Consider the following 22259-nt stretch of genomic DNA (forward strand, 5'->3'; position numbering starts at 1 on the left):
CGTCACCGGCCTGCCCGCCCAGCGCCCGGGCCTCCTGCGCCACCGCATCGGCGATACTCTCCCCGCGCCGCCCGGCCGCGGCGGCGGCACGCACGACCCGGGCGGCGTCCGGCTCCGTCGGGTGCCGTGACGGCGCCCCGGTTTTCGGTCCGGCGCCCGCGCCTGCGGGCTCGTCCGGCAGGAGATAGCCCCAGGCGGACACCGCGGACACCCCGGCGGACAGCAGCACCGCGAGGCGCTGGGTCACCGCCGCCACTTCTTCGATCGGCGGTTCGCCGCGCCTGCTCACGCGGGCTCCACGACCAGGTGGCCGCGCGCACCGAGGGCGAGGCGCCCGATCTGGGCAAGTCGCCTGGATCCGGCCGAGCGCTCGAGGTGCAGCACCAGTCCGATGGCGCTGACCGCCTGCCGGGCCACCGCCTCCGCGGTCATCCCGGCGAGCGCGCCGAGCGCCTCCAGCCGCGCCGGGACATCCTCCAGCGAGTTGGCATGCAGCGTGCCGGCGCCGCCGTCGTGACCGGTGTTCAGCGCGGCCAACAGCTCTCGGACCTCTTCGCCGCGGCATTCGCCGAGCACGAGGCGGTCCGGCCGCATCCGCAGCGCCTCGCGCAGGAGGCCCTGCAGGCCGATCCGGCCGGCGCCCTCGAGGTTCGCCTGCCGCGCCTCCAGCGCCACCACATGCGGGTGCGCGATCCTCAGCTCGGCGACGTCTTCGATCGCGACGATCCGTTCGTCCGGCGGAGCCTCGCCGAGCAACGCCGCCAGAAGCGTGGTCTTGCCGCTCCCGGCCGCGCCGGTGATCAGCAGGTTCTCCCGGTCGTGCACGGCGGCGCGGAGCCTGGCGACCTGCGCGGTTGCCTCTTCCCCGGCGCCGAACAGGCCGGCGGTCGCCAGCGCGGCGAGGCCAAGCCGCTCGGCACGGGGAAGCCGGATCGAGAGCAGGGTGCCCGTGCTCGAGACGGGCGGCAGCACGGCGTGCACGCGGATGCCGTCGGCCAGGCGCACATCGACGCAGGGCGTCGCCTCATCGAGGTGTCTCCCGCCGAGGGCGATCAGCCGAACGGCCAGCTCGCGCAGCGCATGCTCGTCGCAACGCCAGCCCGGCTGGTGGACCAGGCCGCGGCCCGAGTCCAGCCACAGGCCCGCTTCCCCGTTGACGAACAGGTCGGTGACCGGCCCGGATGCCGCGTACCCGGCCAGCGGGCCCAGCCCGGAAACATCCGCAGACGCAAGCTCCGAGGCATCCGCAGAAACAAGCCCCGACACGTCCGCCGAACCGCCAGCCACCGGATGCCGGGGTGCCGGCGCCGCGAACGACGGGACGGCGACGAAAGGGATGGACATGCGCCGAAGTTACGCCGTGTTACGCGGGAGCGGGGGCACCGGGACTCTTCACCGGGCGGCCGCGGCACGGCCCGGCTGGGGAGGAGGGGCCCCGGCCGGCGGGACGGCCGTCAAAAAGAGCCGTCAAAAAGAGCCGTTAAAAAGAGGGGGGCGGCACCTATTGGGGGGAACAGGTGCCGCCTCGGCAACGCGCTGATTGGGGGGAACCATGCGCGCTGCTGTTCAGAACTTTCGTTCAGACGCGTATCAGTTTACGCATTCTGGGAGGAAGCGCAAGTCCTCTGAGTCCCCATAAATGAGGACACGATTTGACCGGCTCCCAACAGTCATTGTGAGGGCCGCCGGAGACCTCGGGGTAGCCCCCCATCCGAGGGCACTGTCGGCGCGGTAGGGTACTTCCCGGGGGCCCCAACGCGCCTGAGTAACTTCCTCGCAAAGGAGCGACACCAGAACCATGAGCGTCCAGATCGATCATCTCCTCAACGAAACCCGCCACTTTCCGCCCACTCCCGAGTTCGCCGCGCAGTCGGTCTCGAAGCCTGAGTTGTATACGGATGCCGCCGCGGACCGCCTCGGATTCTGGGCCGACCAGGCCCGCGAGCTCCTGCACTGGCACAAGCCGTTCACCAAGACCCTCGACTGGACCAACCCGCCCTTCGCCAAGTGGTTCGAAGACGGCGAGCTGAATGTCGCGTACAACTGCCTCGACCGCCACGTTCTGGCCGGCAACGGCGACCGCGTCGCCCTGTACTGGGAAGGCGAGCCGGGCGAGACTCGCGCCATCACCTACGCCGAGCTGACCGCGGAGGTCAAGCGGGCGGCCAACGTGCTGATCAAGCTCGGCGTGACCGCGGGCGACCGCGTCGCCGTCTACCTGCCGATGATCCCGGAGGCCATCGTCGCCATGCTCGCGGTGGCCCGCGTCGGCGCCGTGCACTCCGTGATCTTCGGCGGCTTCAGCCCGGAGAGCATCAGCGCGCGCATCGACGACGCGGATGCCGTGCTCGTGATCACCGCCGACGGCGGCTACCGCAAGGGCAAGGTTTCGGCTCTCAAACCGGCCGTCGACGAGGCCCTGGCCAGCGGCGAGTCCTACGTGCGGAACGTGCTCGTGGTCAAGCGCACCGGGCAGGACGTGGACTGGACCGACCGCGACCTCTGGTGGCACGAGGAACTCGCCTCGGTCGAGGCCGAGCACGAGGCCCAGCCCTTCGCCGCCGAGAACCCGCTGTTCATCCTCTACACGTCGGGCACGACCGGCAAGCCCAAGGGCATCCTGCACACCACAGGCGGCTACCTCACCCAGGCCGCGTTCACCCACAAGAACGTGTTCGACCTGCGCCCGGAGACGGATGTCTACTGGTGCACCGCCGACATCGGCTGGATCACGGGCCACAGCTACGTCACCTACGGCCCGCTCGCCAACGGCGCCACCCAGGTGCTCTACGAGGGCACCCCCGACACGCCGCACCCCGGCCGCTGGTGGGAGCTGATCGAGAAGTACAAGGTGACCATCCTGTACACCGCGCCCACCGCCATCCGCACGTTCATGAAACTCGGCCGCCAGATCCCGCAGAAGTTCGACCTGTCGAGCCTGCGGGTGCTCGGGTCGGTGGGTGAGCCGATCAACCCGGAAGCCTGGATGTGGTACCGCGAGGTCATTGGCGGCAATAAGGCCCCGGTCGTCGACACCTGGTGGCAGACCGAGACCGGCGGGATCATGATCTCCGCGCTCCCGGGTCTCACGACCACCAAGCCGGGCGCGGCCCAGGTGCCGATCCCCGGCGTCACGATCGACGTGCTCGACGACGACGGAGCGCACGTCGGCCACGGCAACGGCGGCCTGCTCGTCGTGACCGAACCCTGGCCGGGGATGCTCCGCGGCATCTGGGGCGACCCGGAACGCTTCAAAGAAACCTACTGGGACAAGTTCGGCAACAAGTCCCTGTACTTCGCCGGCGACGGCGCCCGCCTCGACGACGAGGGCGACATCTGGCTGCTCGGCCGCGTCGACGACGTGATGAACGTGTCGGGCCACCGATTGTCCACGGCCGAGATCGAATCGTCGCTCGTGGCGCATCCGATGACGGCGGAGGCGGCCGTCGTAGGCGCCTCGGACGAGGTGACCGGCCAGGCCGTCGTGGCGTTCGTGATCATCAAGTTCAGCCACCTGGACGACACGTCGCACGCGGACATCGCGGCGACCCTGCGCGCCCACGTCTCCCAGCAGATCGGCGCGATCGCCCGCCCGAAGCACATCTTCATCGTGAAGGAGCTGCCGAAGACTCGTTCGGGCAAGATCATGCGCCGCTTGCTGCGCGATGTGGCCGAGGGCCGTGAGATCGGCGACGTGACCACGCTCGCCGACACCATGGTGATGCAGTCGATCAGCAACACGATGAAGTAACGACTCCGGGATCTCGATACTCCTGTTGAGGTCAGGCGGAGCTCGTTGATGTCAAGCGGAGCTCGGCCGTCCGGCGGATTCCCTGTGGCTAACTCAGGAGATTCGGGAGCGGCCCGCTCAGTGCCCGCGGACTAGTCCGGCGGCTGGCCCCGACGTTCCGGATTCTCCTGAGTTAGCCACACGCAGGCGGAGATCAGAGCGCTGACAGGCTCGATCACCGATCCGGTGGTCGAGCCTGCCCGGACCGGTCAGGCGAAGGCGACGACCAACTCGACCTCGACCGGGGCGTCCAGCGGCAGCACGGCGACGCCGACGGCCGACCGCGCGTGCCGGCCCAGGTCGCCGAAGATCTCGCCGAGCACCTCGGAGGCGCCGTTGATCACGCCGGGCTGGCCGGTGAACGACGGGTCGGATGCGACGAAACCGGTGACCTTCACGACCTGCGTGATCCGGTCAAGCGACCCGATGACCGCCTTGATCGCGGCGAGCCCGTTGAGCGCCGCGAGGCGCGCGTACTCCCTGGCGTCGGCTGCGGGGACGAGCCCGTGGCCGTCGCCGACCTTTCCGGTGGCCGACAGCGCGCCGGACACCATCGGCAGCTGGCCGGAGGTGAAGACCAGCGAACCGGCGATGACGGCCGGAACATACGTGGCCAGCGGCGGAACAACGGTGGGAAGGTCGATGCCCAGCTCGGCCAGGCGTGCCTCGATCTGCGACATGATCAGGCTCCGCTCACGGCGGCGGCGACCGGGCGCTTGAGGTAGGCGACGAGCCCGCCCTCCGGGCCGGTGACGACCTGCACGAGCTCCCAGCCATCAGAGCCCCAGTTGTTCAGGATTGCTGCTGTGTTGTGGATCATCAGCGGCGTTGTGAGGTACTCCCAGGCTGGCATGTGTCTCCGATTCAGGCGGTTTTTCAGTTTTGTCCCTTACGCTCAAGTGTATGTCTGCCAAAAAACGTACGGTTAGCGGGGCTCTCGGCGGCTTCATCGGTTTCGTCGCCATGAGTGCTGTCGCTGGGGTGCTCGTCACCGCCGCAATCACCCCCGCAATCGCCGTTTCCGGCATGGCCGCGACGAACACGATCAACGTCTTCGAGAACCTGCCCGACTACCTGGCCATCGACCAGCTGTCGCAGAAGAGCAACATCTACGCCACGAACAAGGAAAAAAAGACCGTGCTCCTGGCGTCGTTCTACGACCAGAACCGGGTCGAGGTCGAGTCGGATGCGATCAGCCAGTTCGCCAAGGACGCCGCGATCGCCGGTGAGGACCCCCGTTTCTACGAGCACAACGGCGTCGACCTGCAGGGCACCGTGCGCGCCACGGTGAAGACCGTCTCCGGCAGCGGAACCCAGGGTGGATCATCCATCACCCAGCAGTACGTCAAGAATGTGCTCGTGCAGAAGTGCGAGGTCATCGACGACAAGGAAAAGCACGACGCGTGCTACGACACCGCCACGAAGACGACGCCGGACCGCAAACTCAAGGAAATGCGCCTCGCCATCGGCGTTGAGAAGAAGTACGAGAAGGACGACATCCTTCGCCAGTACCTCAACATCACCGGCTTCGGCGGCACCGTCTACGGCATCGAAGCCGCATCGAACTACTACTTCGGCACCACCGCGGCAAAGCTCACCCTGCCGCAGGCGGCCAGCCTCGTCGCCATCGTGAACCACCCGGTCAAGTTCCAGCTCGACCGGCCGAAGAGCGAGACCAACGGCGCGGCGAACGGGTATGCGGCCAACAAGGACCGCCGCGACTACATCCTCGGCGAGATGCTCAAGCACAAGAAGATCAGCCAGAAGGATCACGACGCAGCCATCAAGACGGCGGTCGAGCCGAAGATCACCGAGCCGAGCACCGGATGCCAGACCGCGGGTTCCAGCGCCTACTTCTGTGACTACGTCGCGAAGAAGCTGCTCAACGACCCCACCTTCGGCGAAGACCGGGAGACCCGTCTGCTCAACTTCCGCCGCGGCGGATACAACGTCTACACGACCCTCGACCTGGACCTCCAGGTCGCCGCGATCGACACGATGAACAAGCACGTGCCCAAGGTCTGGAGCGGCGGCGACGTCGGCGGCGTCGTCTCGAGCGTGCAGGTGGGCACCGGACGCGTGCTCGCGATGGTGCAGAACAAGGACTACAGCCAGGACCCGGCCGTGCAGGCCACCGGCCGCAACTATTCCGGCCTGAACTACAACACCGACAAGACCGAGGGCGGCTCGCTCGGTTTCCAGCCCGGATCGACGTACAAGGTCTTCACGCTGGGCGAGTGGCTCAAGGAGGGGCACACGCTCAACGAGCGCGCCGATTCCCGCCGCAAGGCCGACTGGGGAACGTTCCAGGACAGCTGCGACGGCCCCATCAGCTTCCCCGGGTTCAACCCGCGCAACGACCAGAACGAGGGCGGCAGCAACTACAGCGCCCTCCAGTCGACGGTCGGCTCGATCAACACGGGCTTCATCGGGATGGCGAAGAAACTCGACCTCTGCGGCATCAAGAAGACCGCCGAGGCCTTCGGCGTGCACCGCGCCGACGGTAAGGACCTGGAGAAGGGCGCCAGCGCCGTGCTCGGAACCAACGAGGTCGCACCGCTGACCATGGCCGTCGCCTTCGCCGGGATCGCCAACAAGGGCAAGACCTGCTCCCCCGTTGTGATCGACCGGATCACCGGCCCGGGCGGCGATGAGCTGCCGGTGCCGAAGTCGAAGTGCACCCAGTCCGTCACCCCGGATGTCGCCGCGGGCATGACCTACGCCATGCAGCGCGTCATGACGGACGGAACCGGCCGGAGTTCCAACTACGGCACCTACCCGAACGTGCCGATGATCGGCAAGACCGGAACCACGGACGGCGCCAAGGACACCTGGATGAGCGGAGCCTCGTCCAAGGTGGCCACGGTGGTCGGCGTGGTCAGCGTCACCGGAACGCTCAGCCAGCGGAAGCAACACTTCGACAACGGCGAACAGGTCTCGCTTGCCCGCCACGAGATGTGGCCCGACATCATGTCGGTAGCCAACGCGAAGTACGGCGGAGAGTCCTTCCCCGAACCCACGTTCAAGCTCATCCAGGCGCCCCAGGCGACCGTGCCCGACGTGCGCGGCAAGTCGATGGACGAAGCACGTGCCATCCTCTCCGGCGCCGGGTTCGACGCCGTGGACGGCGGCGACGTCGACTCCGAGATGCCCGCCGGCACCGTGGCAGGCACCGACCCGGCCGGCGGAACCCGCACGGCCCGCGGCTCCACCATCACCATTTTCACGAGCAACGGCCAGCTGAAGATCCTGCCGGACGTCGTCGGTAAGACCGAGGCCGAGGCCACGGCCGCGCTGGCGGGATTCAAGGTCAATAAAAAGGAAGAGGCCGTCACCGATCCGTCGCAGGTGGGCAAGGTGATCTCGATGGATCCGGGTGCCGGCACCGGGATGAAGTCGGGCGGTGCTGTGACGATCGTCGTCGGCAAGCTCGGCGCCGAGCCAGGCAAGAAACCATGACCCGGGGACGCCTCGTCGGATCGGCCGCCGTCGCGCTAGGCGCGGCGGGCCTGGCCGCGCTCGCCTGGGGCGCCCTGGTCGAACGCAAGCGCTTCACCCTGCGCGAGATCTCGGTGCCCGTGCTCGCGCCCGGCTCCGACCCGATCAGGGTGCTGCACCTGTCCGACATGCACATGGCACCGTGGCAGTCCGAGAAGCAGGAGTGGGTGCGCGGGCTCGCCGAGCTGAAGCCCGACCTCATCGTCAACACCGGTGACAACCTCGGGCATGAAGACGGCATCCCGGGCGTCGAGTATGCCCTGGCGCCGTTCGCCGGCATCCCCGGCGTCTTCGTGAACGGCTCGAACGACTACGTCGGCCCGCGCCCGCTCAACCCGTTCACATACTTCGGCGGCCCGTCCGTCCGCAGCCAGTCGCAGCCGCGGGCACTCGACATCACCGGCCTGCACGGCGTCTTCGCCGCGCTCGGCTGGACCGACATCGACAACGCGGCCGTCGCGCTCGAGCTGAACGGGACCCGCCTGGAGTTCTTCGGCGTGGACGACCCGCACCACGGCCTGGACCGGCTCGACCTCATCACGCGGGCGATCGACGACCTGCGTGCGAACGACCCGCTGGCCGACGAGACGTGGCCGGACCCTGGGAAGGCGCCCGAACCGCGGCCCACCGTCACGATCGGCGTCAGCCACGCTCCGTACCAGCGGGTGCTCAACTCCTTCGTGAACCACGGCGCGCAACTGATCCTCGCCGGGCACACCCACGGCGGCCAGGTCTGCGTGCCCGGCTTCGGCGCGCTCGTCACCAACTGCGACATCCCGCGCGCCCAGGTCAAGGGCCTGAGCCTGTGGGACTCCGGCCTGCACACGTCTTACCTGCACGTGTCGGCCGGCCTCGGCACCTCGATCTACGCCCCCGTGCGGTTCGCCTGCCCGCCCGAGGCGACACTGCTCACCCTCATCGGCGCCTAGCCGATCCGCCGGGTCGCGAGCTCCGTCAGCGGACGCCCGATTTTCGATCTATACTTGTGGAGGCCCACGGGCCATCGGGGTATGGCGCAGCTTGGTAGCGCGCGTCGTTCGGGACGACGAGGTCGCAGGTTCAAATCCTGTTACCCCGACAGCAGTACAGAAGGGCCGCACATCGTGCGGCCCTTCTGCTTTCTCCCTGTGAGGGGTCGCAAATCGACCTTCGTTGGGCCTGGGAAGGTCGATTTGCGACCCCTCACCGGCGGGATACCGGCGGATGCAGGGCGAGGGTGTCCCGGATCAGGCGCAGCAGCATCCGTCGGTCGGCGAGCTCGTCGGCGGCGATCTCGACGACGTGCCAGCCCAGAGCCGTGAGCCGGGCGACCCGGGTGCGGTCCTTGCGCCACCGATCCGGCTCGCTGCGATGGTAATCGCCCTGGTACTCGAAGATGACCCGGTGCACGGGAAAGCAGAGGTCGGCCCGGGCGATGACCCGGCCGAACGCATCCGCGATCGGATGGTTGACCGCGAGGCCCAGGATGCCGGCGCGAACGATCGTCACGCGGATGACCGACTCGGGCGGCGACTCGGCACGGTCCTCCAGCAGCCCCAGCGCTTCCAGCAGGCGCGCTCGCCAGCGCCGGGCCGGGTGGCGGTCGGCGGCGGCCGCCAGGTCCGCGCGGCCGGCGAGCGGATGCCGGTGGTGGATGATGTAGTCCCCCGCGGCCACGAGGTCCTCGACGTCGAGGACGGCGGCGAGGTCGCACCACGTGCGCGCGGCCGTGGTCAGCCGAAGCCCCTGCCGCTCGCCAACGTCATCCGGGCCGAGTTGAAGCTTGTGGCCGATGGATCCGGCGGCCCGGCACGCGCGCATCGGCGCCGGCATGCCCACGTGGAGCTGCGGCGCCCGGGCCAGCCTCGGCGGGAGCGGGTTGCCCAGGATCAGGGCGGCCGTGACCGTGCAGAAGAACGCGTCGTCCGGCATCCGCAGCTGGAGCGCCCCCGCCCGCTCGTAGACCGAGAGCGGGGAGTCGGGCGAGCGGATGCCGTGGAACGGACGGGCGAGGTCCGGGCCTCGCAGCCGACCCTCGCCGATACCCCGGGCGGCGGCCGTTCGGGTGGTGAATGAGCCGTCGCGGAGCTCTGGCGGGAGCGGAAGTCGGGAGGCCACGCGCCCAGAGTGCCGCATCCGGAGCCTCGGGGTCGGGGTTATCCACAGGCGCCGCCGGCGGCCGGCGCGTGAGGGGTCGCAAATCGACCTTCGTTGGCGCCGGGAAGGTCGATTTGCGACCCCTCACGGGAAAAAAGGGTCAGGACACCCGGGCGAGCGCGGGGGCTGGCGCGGGAGCGGGGGCGCGGAGGGCGGCCACGATCTCGAGGGAGCGGATGCGGCCGGCGAGCGTCGAGGCCTGGGAGCTGAGCATCAGCTCGTCCGCGCCGGTCGACTCGAGCAGCGCGGTCAGTTTGGCGTCCACCTCGGCCGGGGTGCCGACGGCCTGGCGCCGGTTCCGGGCCTCGATGAAGTCCCGCTCCGGCGGCGAGAACTCGTAGGCGAGCGCCTCGGCGATCGACACCGGCTCGGGCTTGTGGCCCTGGCGCATCCGGAGGAAGGTGAGCAGCCCGGGCAGCGACTCCCGGCGCACCACCTCGGGGTCGTCGTCGCTGACCAGGCCGACGGCGATCATCGTGTGCGGCGCGGTGAGGAAGCGGCTCGGCTCGAACCGCTCGCGGTAGATGGCGAGGGCGGCCTCCGTGTTCTCGCCGGCGAAGTGGTGGGCGAAGGCGAACGGCAGTCCGAGGGCTGCGGCGACCTGCGCGCTGAAGCCGCTCGAGCCGAGCAGCCACATCTGCGGGGCGTCGCCGAGCCCGGGGTAGGCGGTGATGGTGCGCATCGGGTTGGCCTCGTCCATGCCGCCGTGGAAGAAGCCGATCAGGTCCACGAGCTGCTGGGGGAAGTCGTCGACGCCGAGGCCCTCGGTGCTGCGGCGCAGGGCCATCGCGGTGGCGCCATCCGTGCCGGGCGCCCGGCCGATCCCGAGGTCGATCCGGTCGCCGTACAGGGCGCGCAGGGTGCCGAACTGTTCGGCCACGACGAGCGGGGCGTGGTTGGGCAGCATGACGCCGCCGGAGCCGACCCGGATGCGCTCGGTGCGGGCCGCGATGCCCGCGATCAGCACCGGCGGGGCGCTCGAGGCGATCGCCGGCATGTTGTGGTGCTCGGCGACCCAGAACCGGTCGTAGCCGAGGTTTTCCGCGGCCTGGGCGAGGCGGATGCTGCCGGCCACGGCCTCCGCGTTGGTTCCGCCGGCGGGGCGGGCGGCCAGGTCGAGCACGTTGATCGGTAGCGTTTTCATCCCTCGGTGCAACCGGGGGCCCGGCCGGTTGATTCCCGCCCGTGACCAAATCGAAACGCCCGTTCCACCCCCGCGGCCCTCCCCTCCCGGGGGTAGGACGGTAAACTCGCCTTTGGCCAAGGAGGTCCACACGATGAGAAAAAAACTGTTCTCTGCCGCTGTCTGCGGTTCCGCATTATTGCTCGCCATCACCGGGTGCAGCACCACGTCCGGCAACGGAACGAAGGATGACGGCGCGACCGGATCCGGCACCGGAGCGGACTGCGTCATCAAGTCCGCCGTGCCGATCTCCGCGGCCTTCAGCCTGACCGGAGCGGCAGCGCAGTACGGCGCGAGCCAGAAGAACGCGCTCGAACTCGCCGTCGAAGACCTGAACAAGGTGGGCGGGGTCACCTACGAGCTCACCGTCGAGGACGACGCGACCGACCCCAAGCAGGCCATCCAGGTGTTCGACACCCTGATCGCTTCCGGCGCCGCCGTCATCATCGGCCCGACGCTGTCGAACACGGCCAAGCAGACGAACCCGATCGCCCAGGACGCCAAGGTCCCCGTGCTCGGTGTGTCCAACACCGCTGCCGGCATCACGGAAATCGGCGACTACATCTTCCGGGACTCCCTGACCGAGGATGCCGTCATTCCGCAGACCATCAAGGCGGCCGTCGAGACCCTCGACGTGAAGAAGGTCGTCGTGATGTACAGCAACGACGACGCCTTCACCGAATCCGGCTACCAGGCCTTTGCCGCGGCTCTCAAGGACGAGGGCGTCGACATCGCCGACACGCTGACCTTCTCCAAGGCCGACACCGACTTCCGCGCCCTGCTGAACAAGGCCAAGAAGTCCGACGCCGACGCGATCGTCGTCTCCGGCCTGATCGACGCGGCCGTGCCGCTGGTCACCCAGGCGCGCGAAATCGGCATCGACACCCCGATCATCGGCGGCAACGGCTTCAACTCCCCCGCCCTGATCAAGGGCGCCGGAAAAGCCGCCGAGGGCGTCATCGTGGGTGCCGCGTGGAACTCGGCCTCCGACAACGAGCAGAACGTGAAGTTCATCGAGGACTACACCGCGAAGTTCGATGCCGCCCCCGACCAGTTCTCGGCGCAGGCGTATGCCGGGCTGCAGATCATCGACCACGCGGTTCGCGCCGAGTGCTCGGCGGAGCGCGAGGCCATCAAGGCGGGGCTCGGTGACATCACCGACGTGCCCACCGTGCTGGGCGACGTGAGCCTGAACGAAAACCGCGACGCCGTGCACGACGCACTCGTGCAGGTGGTCAAGGACGGCAAGTTCGCCATCCTGGAGTAGCCTGACCCGCGCACCCCGCTCCGCCTCGCTCAGGTCGTGTGCCGCCCGGATTCCGGGCGGCACACGACCGATAACAGGGACGTCACCATGCAACTCTTTCTCGACGGGATCTTTCTCGGTTCGATCTATGCGCTGTTCGCCATCGGTTTCACGCTGGTGTTCGGCATCCTGGACCGGCTGAACCTGGCTCACGCCTCGGTCTTCACGGCCGGCGCGCTGGTGGGGATCGAGGTGGTGTCGCGGTTCGGGATTTCGATCTGGCTGGCCATCCCGCTGGTGCTCGTCCTGGGCGCCCTGCTGGGCGTCCTGATCGAACGGATCGCGTTCCGGCCGCTCGCCGGACGGCACGATGCGCACTTCGCGGGGCTGATCTCCTCGATCGCGTTCGGGGCGATCATCCTCTCGCTGCTCCAGGCGCTGTTCGGAGCGGACACCCGGCGCTTCCCGGCCGACGCGTTCCCGCAGGCCCGGTTTGAGATCCTCGGCGCCACCGTCTCCCTGCTGCAGGTGATCATCCTGGTCATCAGCGTGTCGCTGATGGTCGTGCTGACCTGGCTGGTCGCCAAATCCAAGCTGGGCCGCGGGATGCGCACGATCGCCGAGAACCCCCACGCCGCCGCCGTGCTGGGGCTGAACGTGGGCCGGATCAGCAGCACCACCTTCGCCATCTCCTCGGCGCTGGGCGCCGTGGCCGGTGTGCTGTTCACCCTCAACGTCAACGCCGCCCAGCTTGGAATCGGCCACGCGGTGGAGCTCAAGGCCCTGGCCGTGATCGTCGTCGGCGGGATGGGATCCCTGCCCGGCGCCCTGGTCGGCGGCCTGATCCTGGGCCTGTCCGAGGTGCTCGCCGTGAATTACATCGGCAGTTCCTGGCGGGACATGGTGGCGTTCGGGCTGCTGTTCCTGATCCTGATCCTGCGGCCCCAGGGCCTGTTCGGCGCACGCAAGACGCGGGAGGTCTGATCATGTTGGTGGAATACAGCTCACTGATCACGTTGATCGCGCTGACGGCCATCCTCGCCTTCAGCTTCTACGCCGTGCTGATCGCCGGCCAGCTCAGCCTGGCCCAGCTCGGGCTGGCGTCGCTCGCCGCCTTCACCTCCTCCCTCGTCGTGCCGGACGAGCCCCTGTTCGGGTTCATCCCGCCGCTGGCCGTCGGCATCGTCTTCGGCATGTGCGTGGGCATCCTCGCCGCGTTCATCCTCGGCCTGCCGGTGATCCGCCTGCGCGGCGTCTTCCTCGCCATCGCCACCCTCGCCTTCGGCGAAATGGTGCGGATCTTCCTGATCAACCAGACCTGGACCAACGGCGCCCAGGGGCTGGGCTTCCCCAAGCTCGTCGGCATCGAGGTCGCCTGGATCGCCCTGATCGTGGTGGCCTACTGGTTCTGGCGCCTGTCCGGATCCCGGATGGGGCGGGCCTTCGCGGCCATTCGCGAAGACGAGCTGGCCGCCACCACCATGGGGATCAACGTGGCCAGGTACCGGATGGCGTCCTTCGTCATCGCGGGGGCCGTGGCCGGCCTCTACGGCGTGCTCCTGGCCTACTTCTCCCGGTTCGCCGACCCCAACGAGTTCTCCTTCACCGCGGCCGTGGACGGCCTGGTCACCGCGGTGGTCGGCGGGGTGACGCTGTTCGTCGGCCCGCTGCTGGGCTCCGTCTTCCTCTCCGTGCTCCCCGAGCTGCAGCGCCTGCTCGGCATCAACGCCGGCTGGATCCGCCCCACCATCTCCGGGGTGCTGCTCCTGGTCGTGATCCTCTTCCTGCCCGGAGGCCTCTCCGGCCTCATCCCGCGGCGGAAGTCCGCCAAACGCCTGGTCGCCAACCCGGCCCTGCGGCCCGACCTGCCTGCCCTCCCCGCGCCCGGCACGGAACTGGTGAGCCTGCAGGGCATCGGCAAGTCCTACGGCGGGGTGCACGCCGTGCGCTCCGTCGACCTCAGCGTGCAGGCCGGGGAGGTCCTCGGCCTGATCGGTCCCAACGGCGCCGGCAAGACCACGCTGGTGAACATGGTCACCGGGCTGACTCCCCCGAGCACCGGCACCGGGGTCGTGCTCGGCGCGGCCCTGACCGCCGGCACCAAGGCTCACCGCCTGGCCCAGTCGGGAGTGGCCCGCACGTTCCAGCAGATCAAGCTCTTCAACCGGCTCTCGGCCCTGGAGAACGTGCTCGTCGGCGGCTACCGGATCACCCACGACACGCTGCTGCGGCGCCTGCTGTTCCTGCCGTCGGCCAGGCGGTTCGAGCGGGAGGCCGTGGCGATGGCATCCGCCCAGCTGATCCGGGTGGGGCTCGGCGACAAGGCGGCCAACGCCGCCGGAGACCTGTCCTACGGCGACCAGCGCCGGCTGGAGATCGCCCGCGCGCTGGCCTCGCATCCGTCGCTGCTGGTGCTCGATGAGCCGGCGGCCGGCATGAACCACGTCGAGGCCGGACGCCTGTCTGAGCTGATCAGGTCGCTGGCCGCCGACGGCATCGCCGTGCTGGTGATCGAGCACAATGTGCGGATGATGCTGGCCACCTGCGACCGGATCATGGTGCTGAACTTCGGCGAGGTCATCGCCTCGGGCAAGCCCGCCGACATCGCCCGCGACCCCAAGGTGCTGGAGGCGTACCTCGGGTCGGCCGGCAATGATGCCGACGTGGAAGCGGCATCCGTTCTCGCCGCAGAGAACCTGGCCGAGGTCGCCGTCGAACTGGCCAGGGAACACGAACAGGGTCCGGATGCCGTGATCGGCGACGACGCCGAACCGAACGGCGCGGCCGAACCGGAGGACAAACGATGAGCGACCCGATCCTGAGCGTGGAGGGCCTGCAGGTCAACTACGGGCGAGTGGAGGCGGTGCGCAACGTGTCCTTCGAGGTGGCGACCGGCGCGCTGGTCACCCTCGTGGGCGCCAACGGCGCCGGCAAGACCTCCATTCTCAATGCCGTTTCCGGGCTCATCCGCCCACGCCACGGTGTGATCAAGTTCAAGGGCCAGGACATCACCAAATGGCCGGCGCACCGGCTGGTGAAGGCCGGGCTGGTGCAGGTGCCCGAGGGGCGGGAGATCCTCGGCACGCTGACCGTGGCCGAGAACCTGAGCCTCGGCGGCTGGCACCGCGGCAGCACCCTGAACGCGAATGTGGCCCGCGTCTACGACCGCTTCCCGGTGCTCTTCGAACGACGCAGGCTCCACGCGGGGGCCCTCTCCGGCGGCGAGCAGCAGATGCTCTCGATCGCGCGGGCGCTCATCGCCGAGCCCGAGATCCTGCTGCTCGACGAACCGTCGATGGGACTCGCGCCAAAAATCGTGGATGAGGTCTTCTCCGTGATCGAGGAGATTCGGAGCACCGGAACCACGGTGGTCCTGGTCGAGCAGAACGCGCGGCGGGCCCTCGCGGCGGCGGACTTCGGTTACGTGCTGGAGACCGGGGAGATCACTCACTCGGGTCCCGCCCACGAACTGCTCGCCGACGAGAAGGTGATCGAGGCGTACCTGGGCCTCGACTAGCGAGCAGCCTCCGAGCGATCCCGGATCCGCGACCACTATGGCGCCGTCGACGGTTCTGCTAGGGTGCCGTCCAGGGTGATGCGGCCATGCTGCGGCACCGGAACGGGAGCAGCCCGCCCGCGGCGGTGGAGGTGACGGAGTGAGCGGTGTCGACACGGTGCAGCGCAGCGCGCTTCACCACAGAACGCTGTTCCTGACCTTCTCCTATCTGGTCGTGCTCGCGCTGATCGCGTTCTGGCCCAGCCGGGTCGACCGCGACGCCGGGGACCTGCTCGGCTCCGTCGTCGGCTGGCTCCATCGGCACGGGGCGCCCCGCTGGATGCACTACGACGTCATCGAATTCGGGGCGAACATCGCGCTGTTCGTGCCGGTGGGGCTCTTCGTGGTGATTCTGGCCGGTGCCAGCCGCTGGTGGCTCGGGCTGGTCGTCGGGTTCACCGCCAGTTGTGTGATCGAACTCGGTCAGCTCGCCTTCGTGCCGGCCCGATTCGCGACGGTGAACGACGTGGTCGCGAACACGGCCGGCGCCACCGCCGGGGCGGCCGCCGCCGTGCTGCTGCTGCTGGCCCTCGGCGTGCCCGCCGACCGCCGGCTGTAGCCGGGCACCCTCCGGGCCGCCGCTACTCGGCCGCTCTCGCACCAGATCCGTGGCCAACTCAGGAGAATCGGCACGCGGGCAGGCAGGTCCCCCGTGTTTCCGGGCGGCCGACGAGGCGCGGCACCGGATCTCCTGAGTTCGCCACGGCGGGAGCCTGACAGTGTCGGCTGGTGCCGGGGAGGCACGCGCTACGGACCGGTGAGGAGGCCCCGGAGCTGCACGGCGGTGGGGTTGGCGGGATCGAGCGAGAGCGCCCGGTCGGTCTCCGCCACGGCACCGGAGATGTCGCCGAGCAGGTAGCGCACGACGGCGTTCTGCACGGCAACCGCGGAATCCTTCGGGGCGAGTTCCGCCAGGGCCTCGAGCGTCCGTCCGGCCGCGGAGGTATCCCCCGAATTGAGCTGGCCGACGGAGAGCGCCCGCTCGGTGGAGACGGTGGCCAACGGCACCTCGGCGCTGAGCACGACCGCGAGCCAGAGGCCCCACGCGCCCAGGGCGATCGTGCGGACGCCGGACCACAGCGACCGGGTCACCCCCAGCCGCAACCGCAGCCGGCCCCCCACCCTATTGGCCGGGGCGCCGGCTCCGAGGGGGGTTTGCGCCCTCGCGCGCACCCAGACATGGGCCCCCAGAAATGAGGGCACTCCGCAGCGCCAGAGGGCGAAACCGGCGCGGAGAGCTGATACTAAGGGAATGGCCAACACGCGCGTCCGTCGAACGCTCGCGCGCGGGCGGCGCACCGTGCGGCACCACACCCCATCGGTGAGGTCGCGGATCGTGGTGTCGATCCTGGCCGTGGCCGCCCTGGGCCTCGCGGCGTCCGGGGTCGCGGCCTACCTCGTGCAGCGGGAGGGCGTCGTCGCCAGCATCGACGCGCGGCTCCTGCGCACGGTCCCCGACCTGAAGGCGATCGCCTCCGGCGCGACCACCGGCGGCGATACGACCACCGGCACCGGCACGGATACCGACACGGGCCCCGGCCCCGCTTCCGCAGGCGGCCCCGGCCCCACCGCGCTCGCCACCACGGGCGCCGCCGTGTCCTCGCCGCTGACCAGCGTGGATGCCATCCTGCGGGTGGCCATGAAGCAGGTCATCCCGGCCGCGAACGAGAGCGTCCTCGGACTGATCGACGGCAAGCCGGCACTGGTCCCGGCGGCGAACCTGCCCTTCCGGATGGACGAGGACGCCGCGTTCGTCGCGCGGATCCTGGCCGAGGCCGACCCGACCCAGGTGGTGATCGGCACGGCCACGGGCACGGAGCAGACACTTCGCTACCTGATCGTTCCGGTCAGCGCCGCCGGTGACCCGAGCTCGGGCCTCTACGTCGCCGCGTTCGACCTCGACGCCGAGCTCGGCCTGGTCGCCGAGTCCTTCCAGACCTTCGTGCGCGTGGCCCTGGCCGCCCTGATCGTCGTCGGGCTGGTCGCCTGGGTCGTTGCCGGCCGGCTGCTGCGCCCGATCCGGCTGCTGCGGGATGCCGCCGCGGGCAGCACCAACGCCGCCGACCTCACCGAGCGCATCCCGGTGACCGGCCACGATGACGTGTCCGAACTGGCCACGGCCATCAACGGCATGTTCGACCGCCTGCAGGCCTCCTCGCTGAGCCAGCGCCGGCTGCTGGATGACATCGGCCACGAACTCAAGACGCCGATCACGATCATCCGCGGCCACCTCGAACTGCTCGACATCGCGAATGTGGGAGAGGTCAGGGCCACCCGGGAACTCGCCATCGACGAACTCGACCGGATGTCCACGCTCGTCTCCGAGATCTCCCTGCTCGCGTCGTCGTCCGGGCCGAACTTCGTCGAACTCGCCGAGGTCGACATCGAGTCGCTGACCGCCTTCGTGGGCGCGAAGGCATCCGCGCTCGATCCGGCGCGCACCTGGCGCACCGAGTCGGTCAACGTGCTCGCGCAGATCGACTCCCGCCGGATCACCCAGGCCTGGCTGCAACTCGCCGACAACGCCGTCAAGTATTCGACCCCGGGGACCCCGATCACCATCCTCGGCGAGGTCGCCGAGACCCCGGCCGGACCGCATCTCAACCTGTCGGTTCAGGATGCCGGGCCCGGCATCGCCGTCGAGGTCCAGGAGCAGATCTTCGAGCGCTTCCGCCGGCTCGAATCGAGTCGGGGCGTCTACGGCTCCGGGCTCGGGCTGTCGATCGTGTCGGCGATCGCGGAGGCCCACGGCGGCTCCGTGCTGCTGCAGAGCGCGCAGGGTGCGGGATCCGTCTTCACCATCAGCATTCCCCTCGTCGCCGAGGCGGCCATCCCCGAGGCCCTCGTGGGCGCGGAAGCATAAGGAGCACCAGGTGACCAGGATTCTCATTGCCGAGGACGAGTCGCGCATTGCATCGTTCGTGGAGAAGGGGCTGCGCGCGGCCGGCTTCTCGGTGACGATCGCCGACGACGGCCGGGCCGCCGTCGCCGAGGCCGAGACCGGGCAGTACGACCTTCTGGTGCTCGACGTCGGCCTGCCCGGCCTCGACGGCTTCGACATCCTCGAAACACTGCGCGGCCAGGGCAACCGGATCGCCGTCATCATGCTCACGGCACGGGACTCGGCCGCCGACACCCTGCGCGGGCTCGAAGGCGGAGCCAACGACTACATGTCCAAGCCGTTCCGCTTCGACGAGCTGCTGGCCCGGGTGCGGCTTCGGCTGAGGGACGTCCGCCCCGACACCGCCGGCACCCTGGCATCCGGTGATCTCGAACTCGACCTGAAGACCCGGCGGATCCGTGTGGCCGGGCGCCCCGTCGACCTCTCCGCGCGCGAATTCGGCCTGGCCGAGGAGTTCATTCGCCACCCCGAGCAGGTGCTCAGCCGAGAACAGCTGCTCAGCCGGGTGTGGGGCCTCGACTACGACCCCGGCTCGAACGTGGTTGAGGTGTACGTGCGCTACCTGCGCGCCAAGATCGGCGCCGACCGGATCGAGACCGTTCGCGGCATGGGGTACCGCCTGAAATAGAAATGGCCGGGGAGCGTCCAACCCGATGGTCGCTCCCCGGCTCTGGCTACTGTCGGCGCGGTGCGCCGGCAGAGTGTGTGTGGCTAGTCGTCCGACTCGTCTGAATCGTGCGAGTCACCGGAGTCCTCTGAGTCCTCGGAGTCCTCGGAGTCTTTCGAGTCCTCTGCGTCCTCTGAGTGGGTCGCTTCGTCTTCGCGCTCGGCCTCGTCGGCGTCGTCCGACTCGTGGTCGACCTCGACCGCGTCATCCGGCTCGACGGCCTCGACGGAACCGGAGGAGTCGGATTCCTGCTCGTTCGCGTCGGCGTCATCGCCGTCGTCGTCCGAGGACGAGTGCTTCGTGCCGGCGTCTTTGGCTGCGTCCCTGGCTGCGTCCTCGGCGTCCTTGGCCGCATCTTTGGCTGCGTCCCTGGCGCTCTTGGCAGAGTCGCGGGCCTCGTCCCTGGCGTCCTTGGCCGCATCGCGGGCTTCGTCGCCGGCCGCGTCGTCATCCGCGCCGGATGCGTCGTCCTCCGGCGTATCGGTGGACTCCGTCGTCCAGCCGAACAGTCCGTGGGCGTTCGGGTTCGCGTGCTCGAGGGCGTTCTCGCTGGCGTGCTCGGAGGCGGGCCCGACGCCGCTCACGGGCATGACCTGGCCCGGGGCATCCACGGTCGTCAGGGATGCGGTCGTCGCATACGCGCCGCCGGTGGCGAGCGCCACTCCGAGCAGGCTCGCGGCCCCGGTCATGAACAGCTTCGTTGATTTCTTCATCGTGATGCGCTCCCGTTTCTTCCCGAACCCGATCGGGTCATTGGGGCAACTCTGGCGACGGGAGATGAGGCCACCCGGAGAGCGGGATGAGAGATTTCTCATCCTCGAGGCGGGCCTCGGCCGCCGGACCCGGGTGCCGGACCTGGGAGACGAATATAACCCGGCCTGTCTCGAGGCGCCAGAGGGGCTTACCCCGGCACTATGGGCGCGGCTTAGACTGGTGCCGGAAAATACTCGACGGCACGGGCACCCTGAAACCCGGCCGGGCTTGGGCGGTCGGAAGGCAATCGGTGGGGAAATTCATGCGCTGGGCGCTGGTGCCGCTCATGACGGCCTGGGCCGCGCGGACGGGCGCGAGCCTCGGGCATGTGCCCCGGCCGACGGATGCTCCCCAGGCGCGATCCGCGGGCGTCGATAGCGACCGCGTGCTCGTCTTCGGCAGCGGTCCGGCGGTCGGGTGGGGGGGTGCTCAGCCACGATCTCGCCCTGCCGGGTTCCCTCGCCCGGGCACTGTCGGCCCGCACCGGGCGCGGGGTCGACGTCGAGGCCCTCTTCAGCCCCCAGACGACCGCACGTTCGGCGGTGGCGGACCTCGACGACCGCGACCTGGGCCGCTACGACGCCATCGTCGTGACCCTCGGCGGCAATGACGCTCTCACCCTTACCTCGGTGCGGGCGTGGCGCCGCGAACTGTCCGCGTTCCTGAGGCTGCTCGTGCGCACCTCGGGGCGCAGCACGCAGGTCTTCATGCTGGGCGTGCAGCCCATTCGATCCGTGCCCGGGTTCGGCGGGCCGTTCGGCACCATCGCCGACCGGCACGCGGCGGTGCTCAACGAGGCGACGGCAGTGATGTGCCGGGCGCTTCCGCGCACGACATTCGTTCCGTTGACGGCTCGGCCCGGCGTCGCAGCAGACCGGTTCCGCACGGCAGAGGACTACCGCCACTGGGCGGGGATCCTGGCCGCGACCATGGCCGGCCCGCTCGACGCCGAGCATGCCAGGGGCGCACGCCCCGCAGCGGAGAGCCCGGGCGGCGACCACGCCCCGTGAGCCTCCGGCGAGCGCTCCGGCCAGGGCGGGACGCCGCCCGGGAACACGCGGCCCACGCCCAGCCCGGTCGGATTACCCTCGATACATGAGCAGGATTGCGGAGCGCTGGCGGTCGCACCTCCTCACGACTTTTTCCGGCAACTCCGAGGGTCGCCCGCACTGGGTCGGCCCGATCGAAGAGGGCGATGACGCCGGCTACTTCGGCCCGGGTTCGGCGGCCTGGGCCGTGCACGGCGGGATGGCGACGATGGTCGCCGGCATCCGTGCCCTGCTCATGCAGACGCTGCACCCGGGCGCAATGGCGGGCGTGCACGACTGGTCGCGGTACCGTGAGGACCCGCTCGGGCGGCTCGGCGGCACCATCCAATGGCTGATCACGGTGACCTTCGCCGACACGAAACTGGCGGGGCTCGAGTCCTCGCGGGTGGCGCGCTTCCACGACCGGGTCGCGGGCACCTACCTCGACGCGCGGGGTGTCGAACGGCCATATGCGGCGGGCGACCCTGAGCTGCTGTCCTGGGTGCATGTGGTGTTCACCGACGCGTTCCTCGCCTGCGAGCAGTTGTGGGGCGGCGACATCCCCGGCGGCGCGGATGCCTACGTGCGCGAATGGGCGATCGCCGGCGAGCTGGTGGGCGTGCCCACCCCGCCGCGCTCGGAGCGGGAGCTGCGGGCGCAACTAGCCGCCTTCTCCGAGGCCGGGACGCTCAAGAGCGACGAGCGCGTGGCCGAGGCGGTGCGCTTCATCCGCAATCCGCCGCTGCGTCGCTCGATGATGCCGGCCTACCGGGTGATGTTCGCCGGAGCGGTCGCGTCGCTGCCGGAGGAGTATCGCCGGATGCTCGGGCTCCGGCGGTCGAGGCTGCCTGCCGTGTGGGCGACGGGCGTGGTGCTCGGGGCGGTGCGGATGCTGCTCGGCAGCCGCTCGACCTCGGAGGATGCCGCGCGGAAGCGGATCGCCCGCCTGCAGACCCGCCGAGATTGACACTTGCGGTCGAGTTGCCCCCGCGCACCGGGCAAACTCGACCGGAACAGGCAAAGTCGGCGCATCCCCCGCTGCGCTGGAAGGGAACCGAGGCGGCGAAAACGCCTCACGAGGGCGCGATCGAGGCGTTTTGGTTGCGTCCCCGTGAGTGGTGTGGTTTCCCGCTCGTGAGCGTTGCTCCGGCAACGTGAAGAGCCACCGTGCGTGGGACGGCGTCCACCTCCGCGTAGCGATCAATAAGTTCCTCATTATCAAGGCTCCCCATTTGGACAACCAGGATGACGACGAATTGACCGAAACCGACACCGATTCTCTGGACGAGTATTACGCCATCTCAAACGGCACCGACCGGTGCGAGGCTGCCGGGCTCCGTGACGACGCCCCGACACACCATGCTCGCGCCCCTGACCCGACCGTCCCCCGGCAGACCAATGCGCCTATTGCAGGATTTGCAGAATAGAGCTCCAGCAAGAACGTCCACGGATTCACCCCCCACCTACGGCTGGTAGCCGCCGGCGTCCGCGTTGTGGCCC

The 22259-nt window shown here is 69.4% G+C and carries 20 protein-coding genes, 1 tRNA gene and 1 pseudogene; 14 read left to right on the forward strand and 8 right to left on the reverse strand.

Annotation, left to right across the window (positions count from 1 at the left end; all coding sequences use genetic code 11):
- Both E3T33_RS11010 and E3T33_RS11015 read right to left on the reverse strand, forming a co-directional pair.
- Positions 1-289, reverse strand: a pseudogene (locus tag E3T33_RS11010) (hypothetical protein); the annotation flags it as partial.
- Entirely contained in the window at positions 286-1344 is a 1059-nt protein-coding gene (locus E3T33_RS11015) for a TadA family conjugal transfer-associated ATPase (RefSeq protein ID WP_092322940.1), read from the reverse strand. The gene E3T33_RS11015 and the pseudogene E3T33_RS11010, both read right to left, overlap by 4 nt.
- 454 nt (positions 1345-1798) lie before the next feature.
- Between E3T33_RS11015 and acs the strand changes: the two genes are divergently transcribed.
- On the forward strand, positions 1799-3751 hold the full coding sequence (gene acs / locus E3T33_RS11020) for an acetate--CoA ligase (RefSeq protein WP_134575308.1): 1953 nt from the start codon (positions 1799-1801) through the stop codon (positions 3749-3751).
- 248 nt (positions 3752-3999) lie between these two features.
- On the opposite strand, the gene E3T33_RS11025 is transcribed toward acs, so the two are convergent.
- Together E3T33_RS11025 and E3T33_RS15275 are read right to left on the reverse strand one after the other, a co-directional pair.
- Positions 4000-4470, reverse strand: a complete 471-nt coding sequence (locus E3T33_RS11025) for a RidA family protein (protein WP_092322937.1) — start codon at positions 4468-4470, stop codon at positions 4000-4002.
- Positions 4471-4472: 2 nt separating this feature from the next.
- Positions 4473-4643 carry a hypothetical protein gene (locus tag E3T33_RS15275; RefSeq protein WP_166784470.1) on the reverse strand — a complete coding sequence of 57 codons (171 nt, stop codon included), beginning with the start codon at positions 4641-4643 and terminating at the stop codon, positions 4473-4475.
- Positions 4644-4693: 50 nt separating this feature from the next.
- Between E3T33_RS15275 and E3T33_RS11030 the strand changes: the two genes are divergently transcribed.
- The 3 genes from E3T33_RS11030 (at position 4694) to E3T33_RS11040 (ending at position 8366) form a co-directional block, all read left to right on the forward strand.
- Positions 4694-7249 carry a transglycosylase domain-containing protein gene (locus E3T33_RS11030; RefSeq protein ID WP_092322936.1) on the forward strand — a complete coding sequence of 852 codons (2556 nt, stop codon included), beginning with the start codon at positions 4694-4696 and terminating at the stop codon, positions 7247-7249.
- Positions 7246-8217, forward strand: coding sequence for a metallophosphoesterase (locus tag E3T33_RS11035; RefSeq protein WP_092322934.1), 972 nt, complete (start codon positions 7246-7248; stop codon positions 8215-8217). The genes E3T33_RS11030 and E3T33_RS11035 overlap by 4 nt, the downstream gene beginning before the upstream one ends.
- Positions 8218-8292: 75 nt before the next feature.
- Positions 8293-8366: transfer RNA gene (locus E3T33_RS11040), tRNA-Pro, on the forward strand.
- A 104-nt stretch (positions 8367-8470) separates the two neighbouring features.
- Here the strand turns inward: E3T33_RS11040 and E3T33_RS11045 are convergent.
- Both E3T33_RS11045 and E3T33_RS11050 read right to left on the reverse strand, forming a co-directional pair.
- Positions 8471-9385 (reverse strand): hypothetical protein, encoded by a 915-nt coding sequence (locus tag E3T33_RS11045; RefSeq protein ID WP_134575309.1) that lies wholly within the window; start codon positions 9383-9385, stop codon positions 8471-8473.
- 139 nt (positions 9386-9524) lie between these two features.
- Complete coding sequence (locus tag E3T33_RS11050) at positions 9525-10568, reverse strand: LLM class flavin-dependent oxidoreductase (protein WP_134474869.1); 1044 nt, start codon at positions 10566-10568, stop codon at positions 9525-9527.
- A 133-nt stretch (positions 10569-10701) separates the two neighbouring features.
- Between E3T33_RS11050 and E3T33_RS11055 the strand changes: the two genes are divergently transcribed.
- The 5 genes from E3T33_RS11055 to E3T33_RS11075 all read left to right on the forward strand — a co-directional run bounded on the left by E3T33_RS11055 (position 10702) and on the right by E3T33_RS11075 (position 15968).
- The gene (locus E3T33_RS11055; protein WP_092322929.1) at positions 10702-11874 is read left to right on the forward strand and encodes an ABC transporter substrate-binding protein; all 1173 of its coding nucleotides are present in this window, start codon (positions 10702-10704) and stop codon (positions 11872-11874) included.
- Positions 11875-11961: 87 nt separating this feature from the next.
- Positions 11962-12837, forward strand: coding sequence for a branched-chain amino acid ABC transporter permease (locus E3T33_RS11060; protein WP_092322927.1), 876 nt, complete (start codon positions 11962-11964; stop codon positions 12835-12837).
- Between the two features lie 2 nt (positions 12838-12839).
- On the forward strand, positions 12840-14660 hold the full coding sequence (locus E3T33_RS11065) for a branched-chain amino acid ABC transporter ATP-binding protein/permease (RefSeq protein ID WP_092322926.1): 1821 nt from the start codon (positions 12840-12842) through the stop codon (positions 14658-14660).
- Positions 14657-15370, forward strand: coding sequence for an ABC transporter ATP-binding protein (locus tag E3T33_RS11070; RefSeq protein WP_092322924.1), 714 nt, complete (start codon positions 14657-14659; stop codon positions 15368-15370). Before E3T33_RS11065 ends, E3T33_RS11070 begins: the two co-directional genes overlap by 4 nt.
- 139 nt (positions 15371-15509) lie before the next feature.
- On the forward strand, positions 15510-15968 hold the full coding sequence (locus E3T33_RS11075) for a VanZ family protein (RefSeq protein ID WP_092322923.1): 459 nt from the start codon (positions 15510-15512) through the stop codon (positions 15966-15968).
- A 188-nt stretch (positions 15969-16156) separates the two neighbouring features.
- On the opposite strand, the gene E3T33_RS11080 is transcribed toward E3T33_RS11075, so the two are convergent.
- Positions 16157-16501 (reverse strand): hypothetical protein, encoded by a 345-nt coding sequence (locus E3T33_RS11080; protein WP_134575310.1) that lies wholly within the window; start codon positions 16499-16501, stop codon positions 16157-16159.
- Positions 16502-16661: 160 nt separating this feature from the next.
- Between E3T33_RS11080 and E3T33_RS11085 the strand changes: the two genes are divergently transcribed.
- Positions 16662-18272 (forward strand): HAMP domain-containing sensor histidine kinase, encoded by a 1611-nt coding sequence (locus E3T33_RS11085; RefSeq protein WP_092322920.1) that lies wholly within the window; start codon positions 16662-16664, stop codon positions 18270-18272.
- Between the two features lie 10 nt (positions 18273-18282).
- The gene (locus E3T33_RS11090) at positions 18283-18939 is read left to right on the forward strand and encodes a response regulator transcription factor (protein WP_092322918.1); all 657 of its coding nucleotides are present in this window, start codon (positions 18283-18285) and stop codon (positions 18937-18939) included.
- Between the two features lie 83 nt (positions 18940-19022).
- On the opposite strand, the gene E3T33_RS11095 is transcribed toward E3T33_RS11090, so the two are convergent.
- The gene (locus tag E3T33_RS11095; protein ID WP_134575311.1) at positions 19023-19691 is read right to left on the reverse strand and encodes a hypothetical protein; all 669 of its coding nucleotides are present in this window, start codon (positions 19689-19691) and stop codon (positions 19023-19025) included.
- Between the two features lie 465 nt (positions 19692-20156).
- On the opposite strand from E3T33_RS11095, the gene E3T33_RS11100 reads away from it, so the two are divergent.
- From E3T33_RS11100 to E3T33_RS11110, 3 genes are all read left to right on the forward strand, one after another.
- Positions 20157-20741, forward strand: coding sequence for a GDSL-type esterase/lipase family protein (locus tag E3T33_RS11100; protein ID WP_166784471.1), 585 nt, complete (start codon positions 20157-20159; stop codon positions 20739-20741).
- An 85-nt stretch (positions 20742-20826) separates the two neighbouring features.
- Complete coding sequence (locus E3T33_RS11105; protein ID WP_134575313.1) at positions 20827-21726, forward strand: oxygenase MpaB family protein; 900 nt, start codon at positions 20827-20829, stop codon at positions 21724-21726.
- Between the two features lie 265 nt (positions 21727-21991).
- Positions 21992-22186 (forward strand): hypothetical protein, encoded by a 195-nt coding sequence (locus tag E3T33_RS11110; RefSeq protein WP_134575314.1) that lies wholly within the window; start codon positions 21992-21994, stop codon positions 22184-22186.
- Positions 22187-22259 lie beyond the last annotated feature (73 nt).

Source organism: Cryobacterium sp. TMT1-2-1, assembly GCF_004403955.1.
Lineage (GTDB): Bacteria > Actinomycetota > Actinomycetes > Actinomycetales > Microbacteriaceae > Cryobacterium > Cryobacterium psychrotolerans.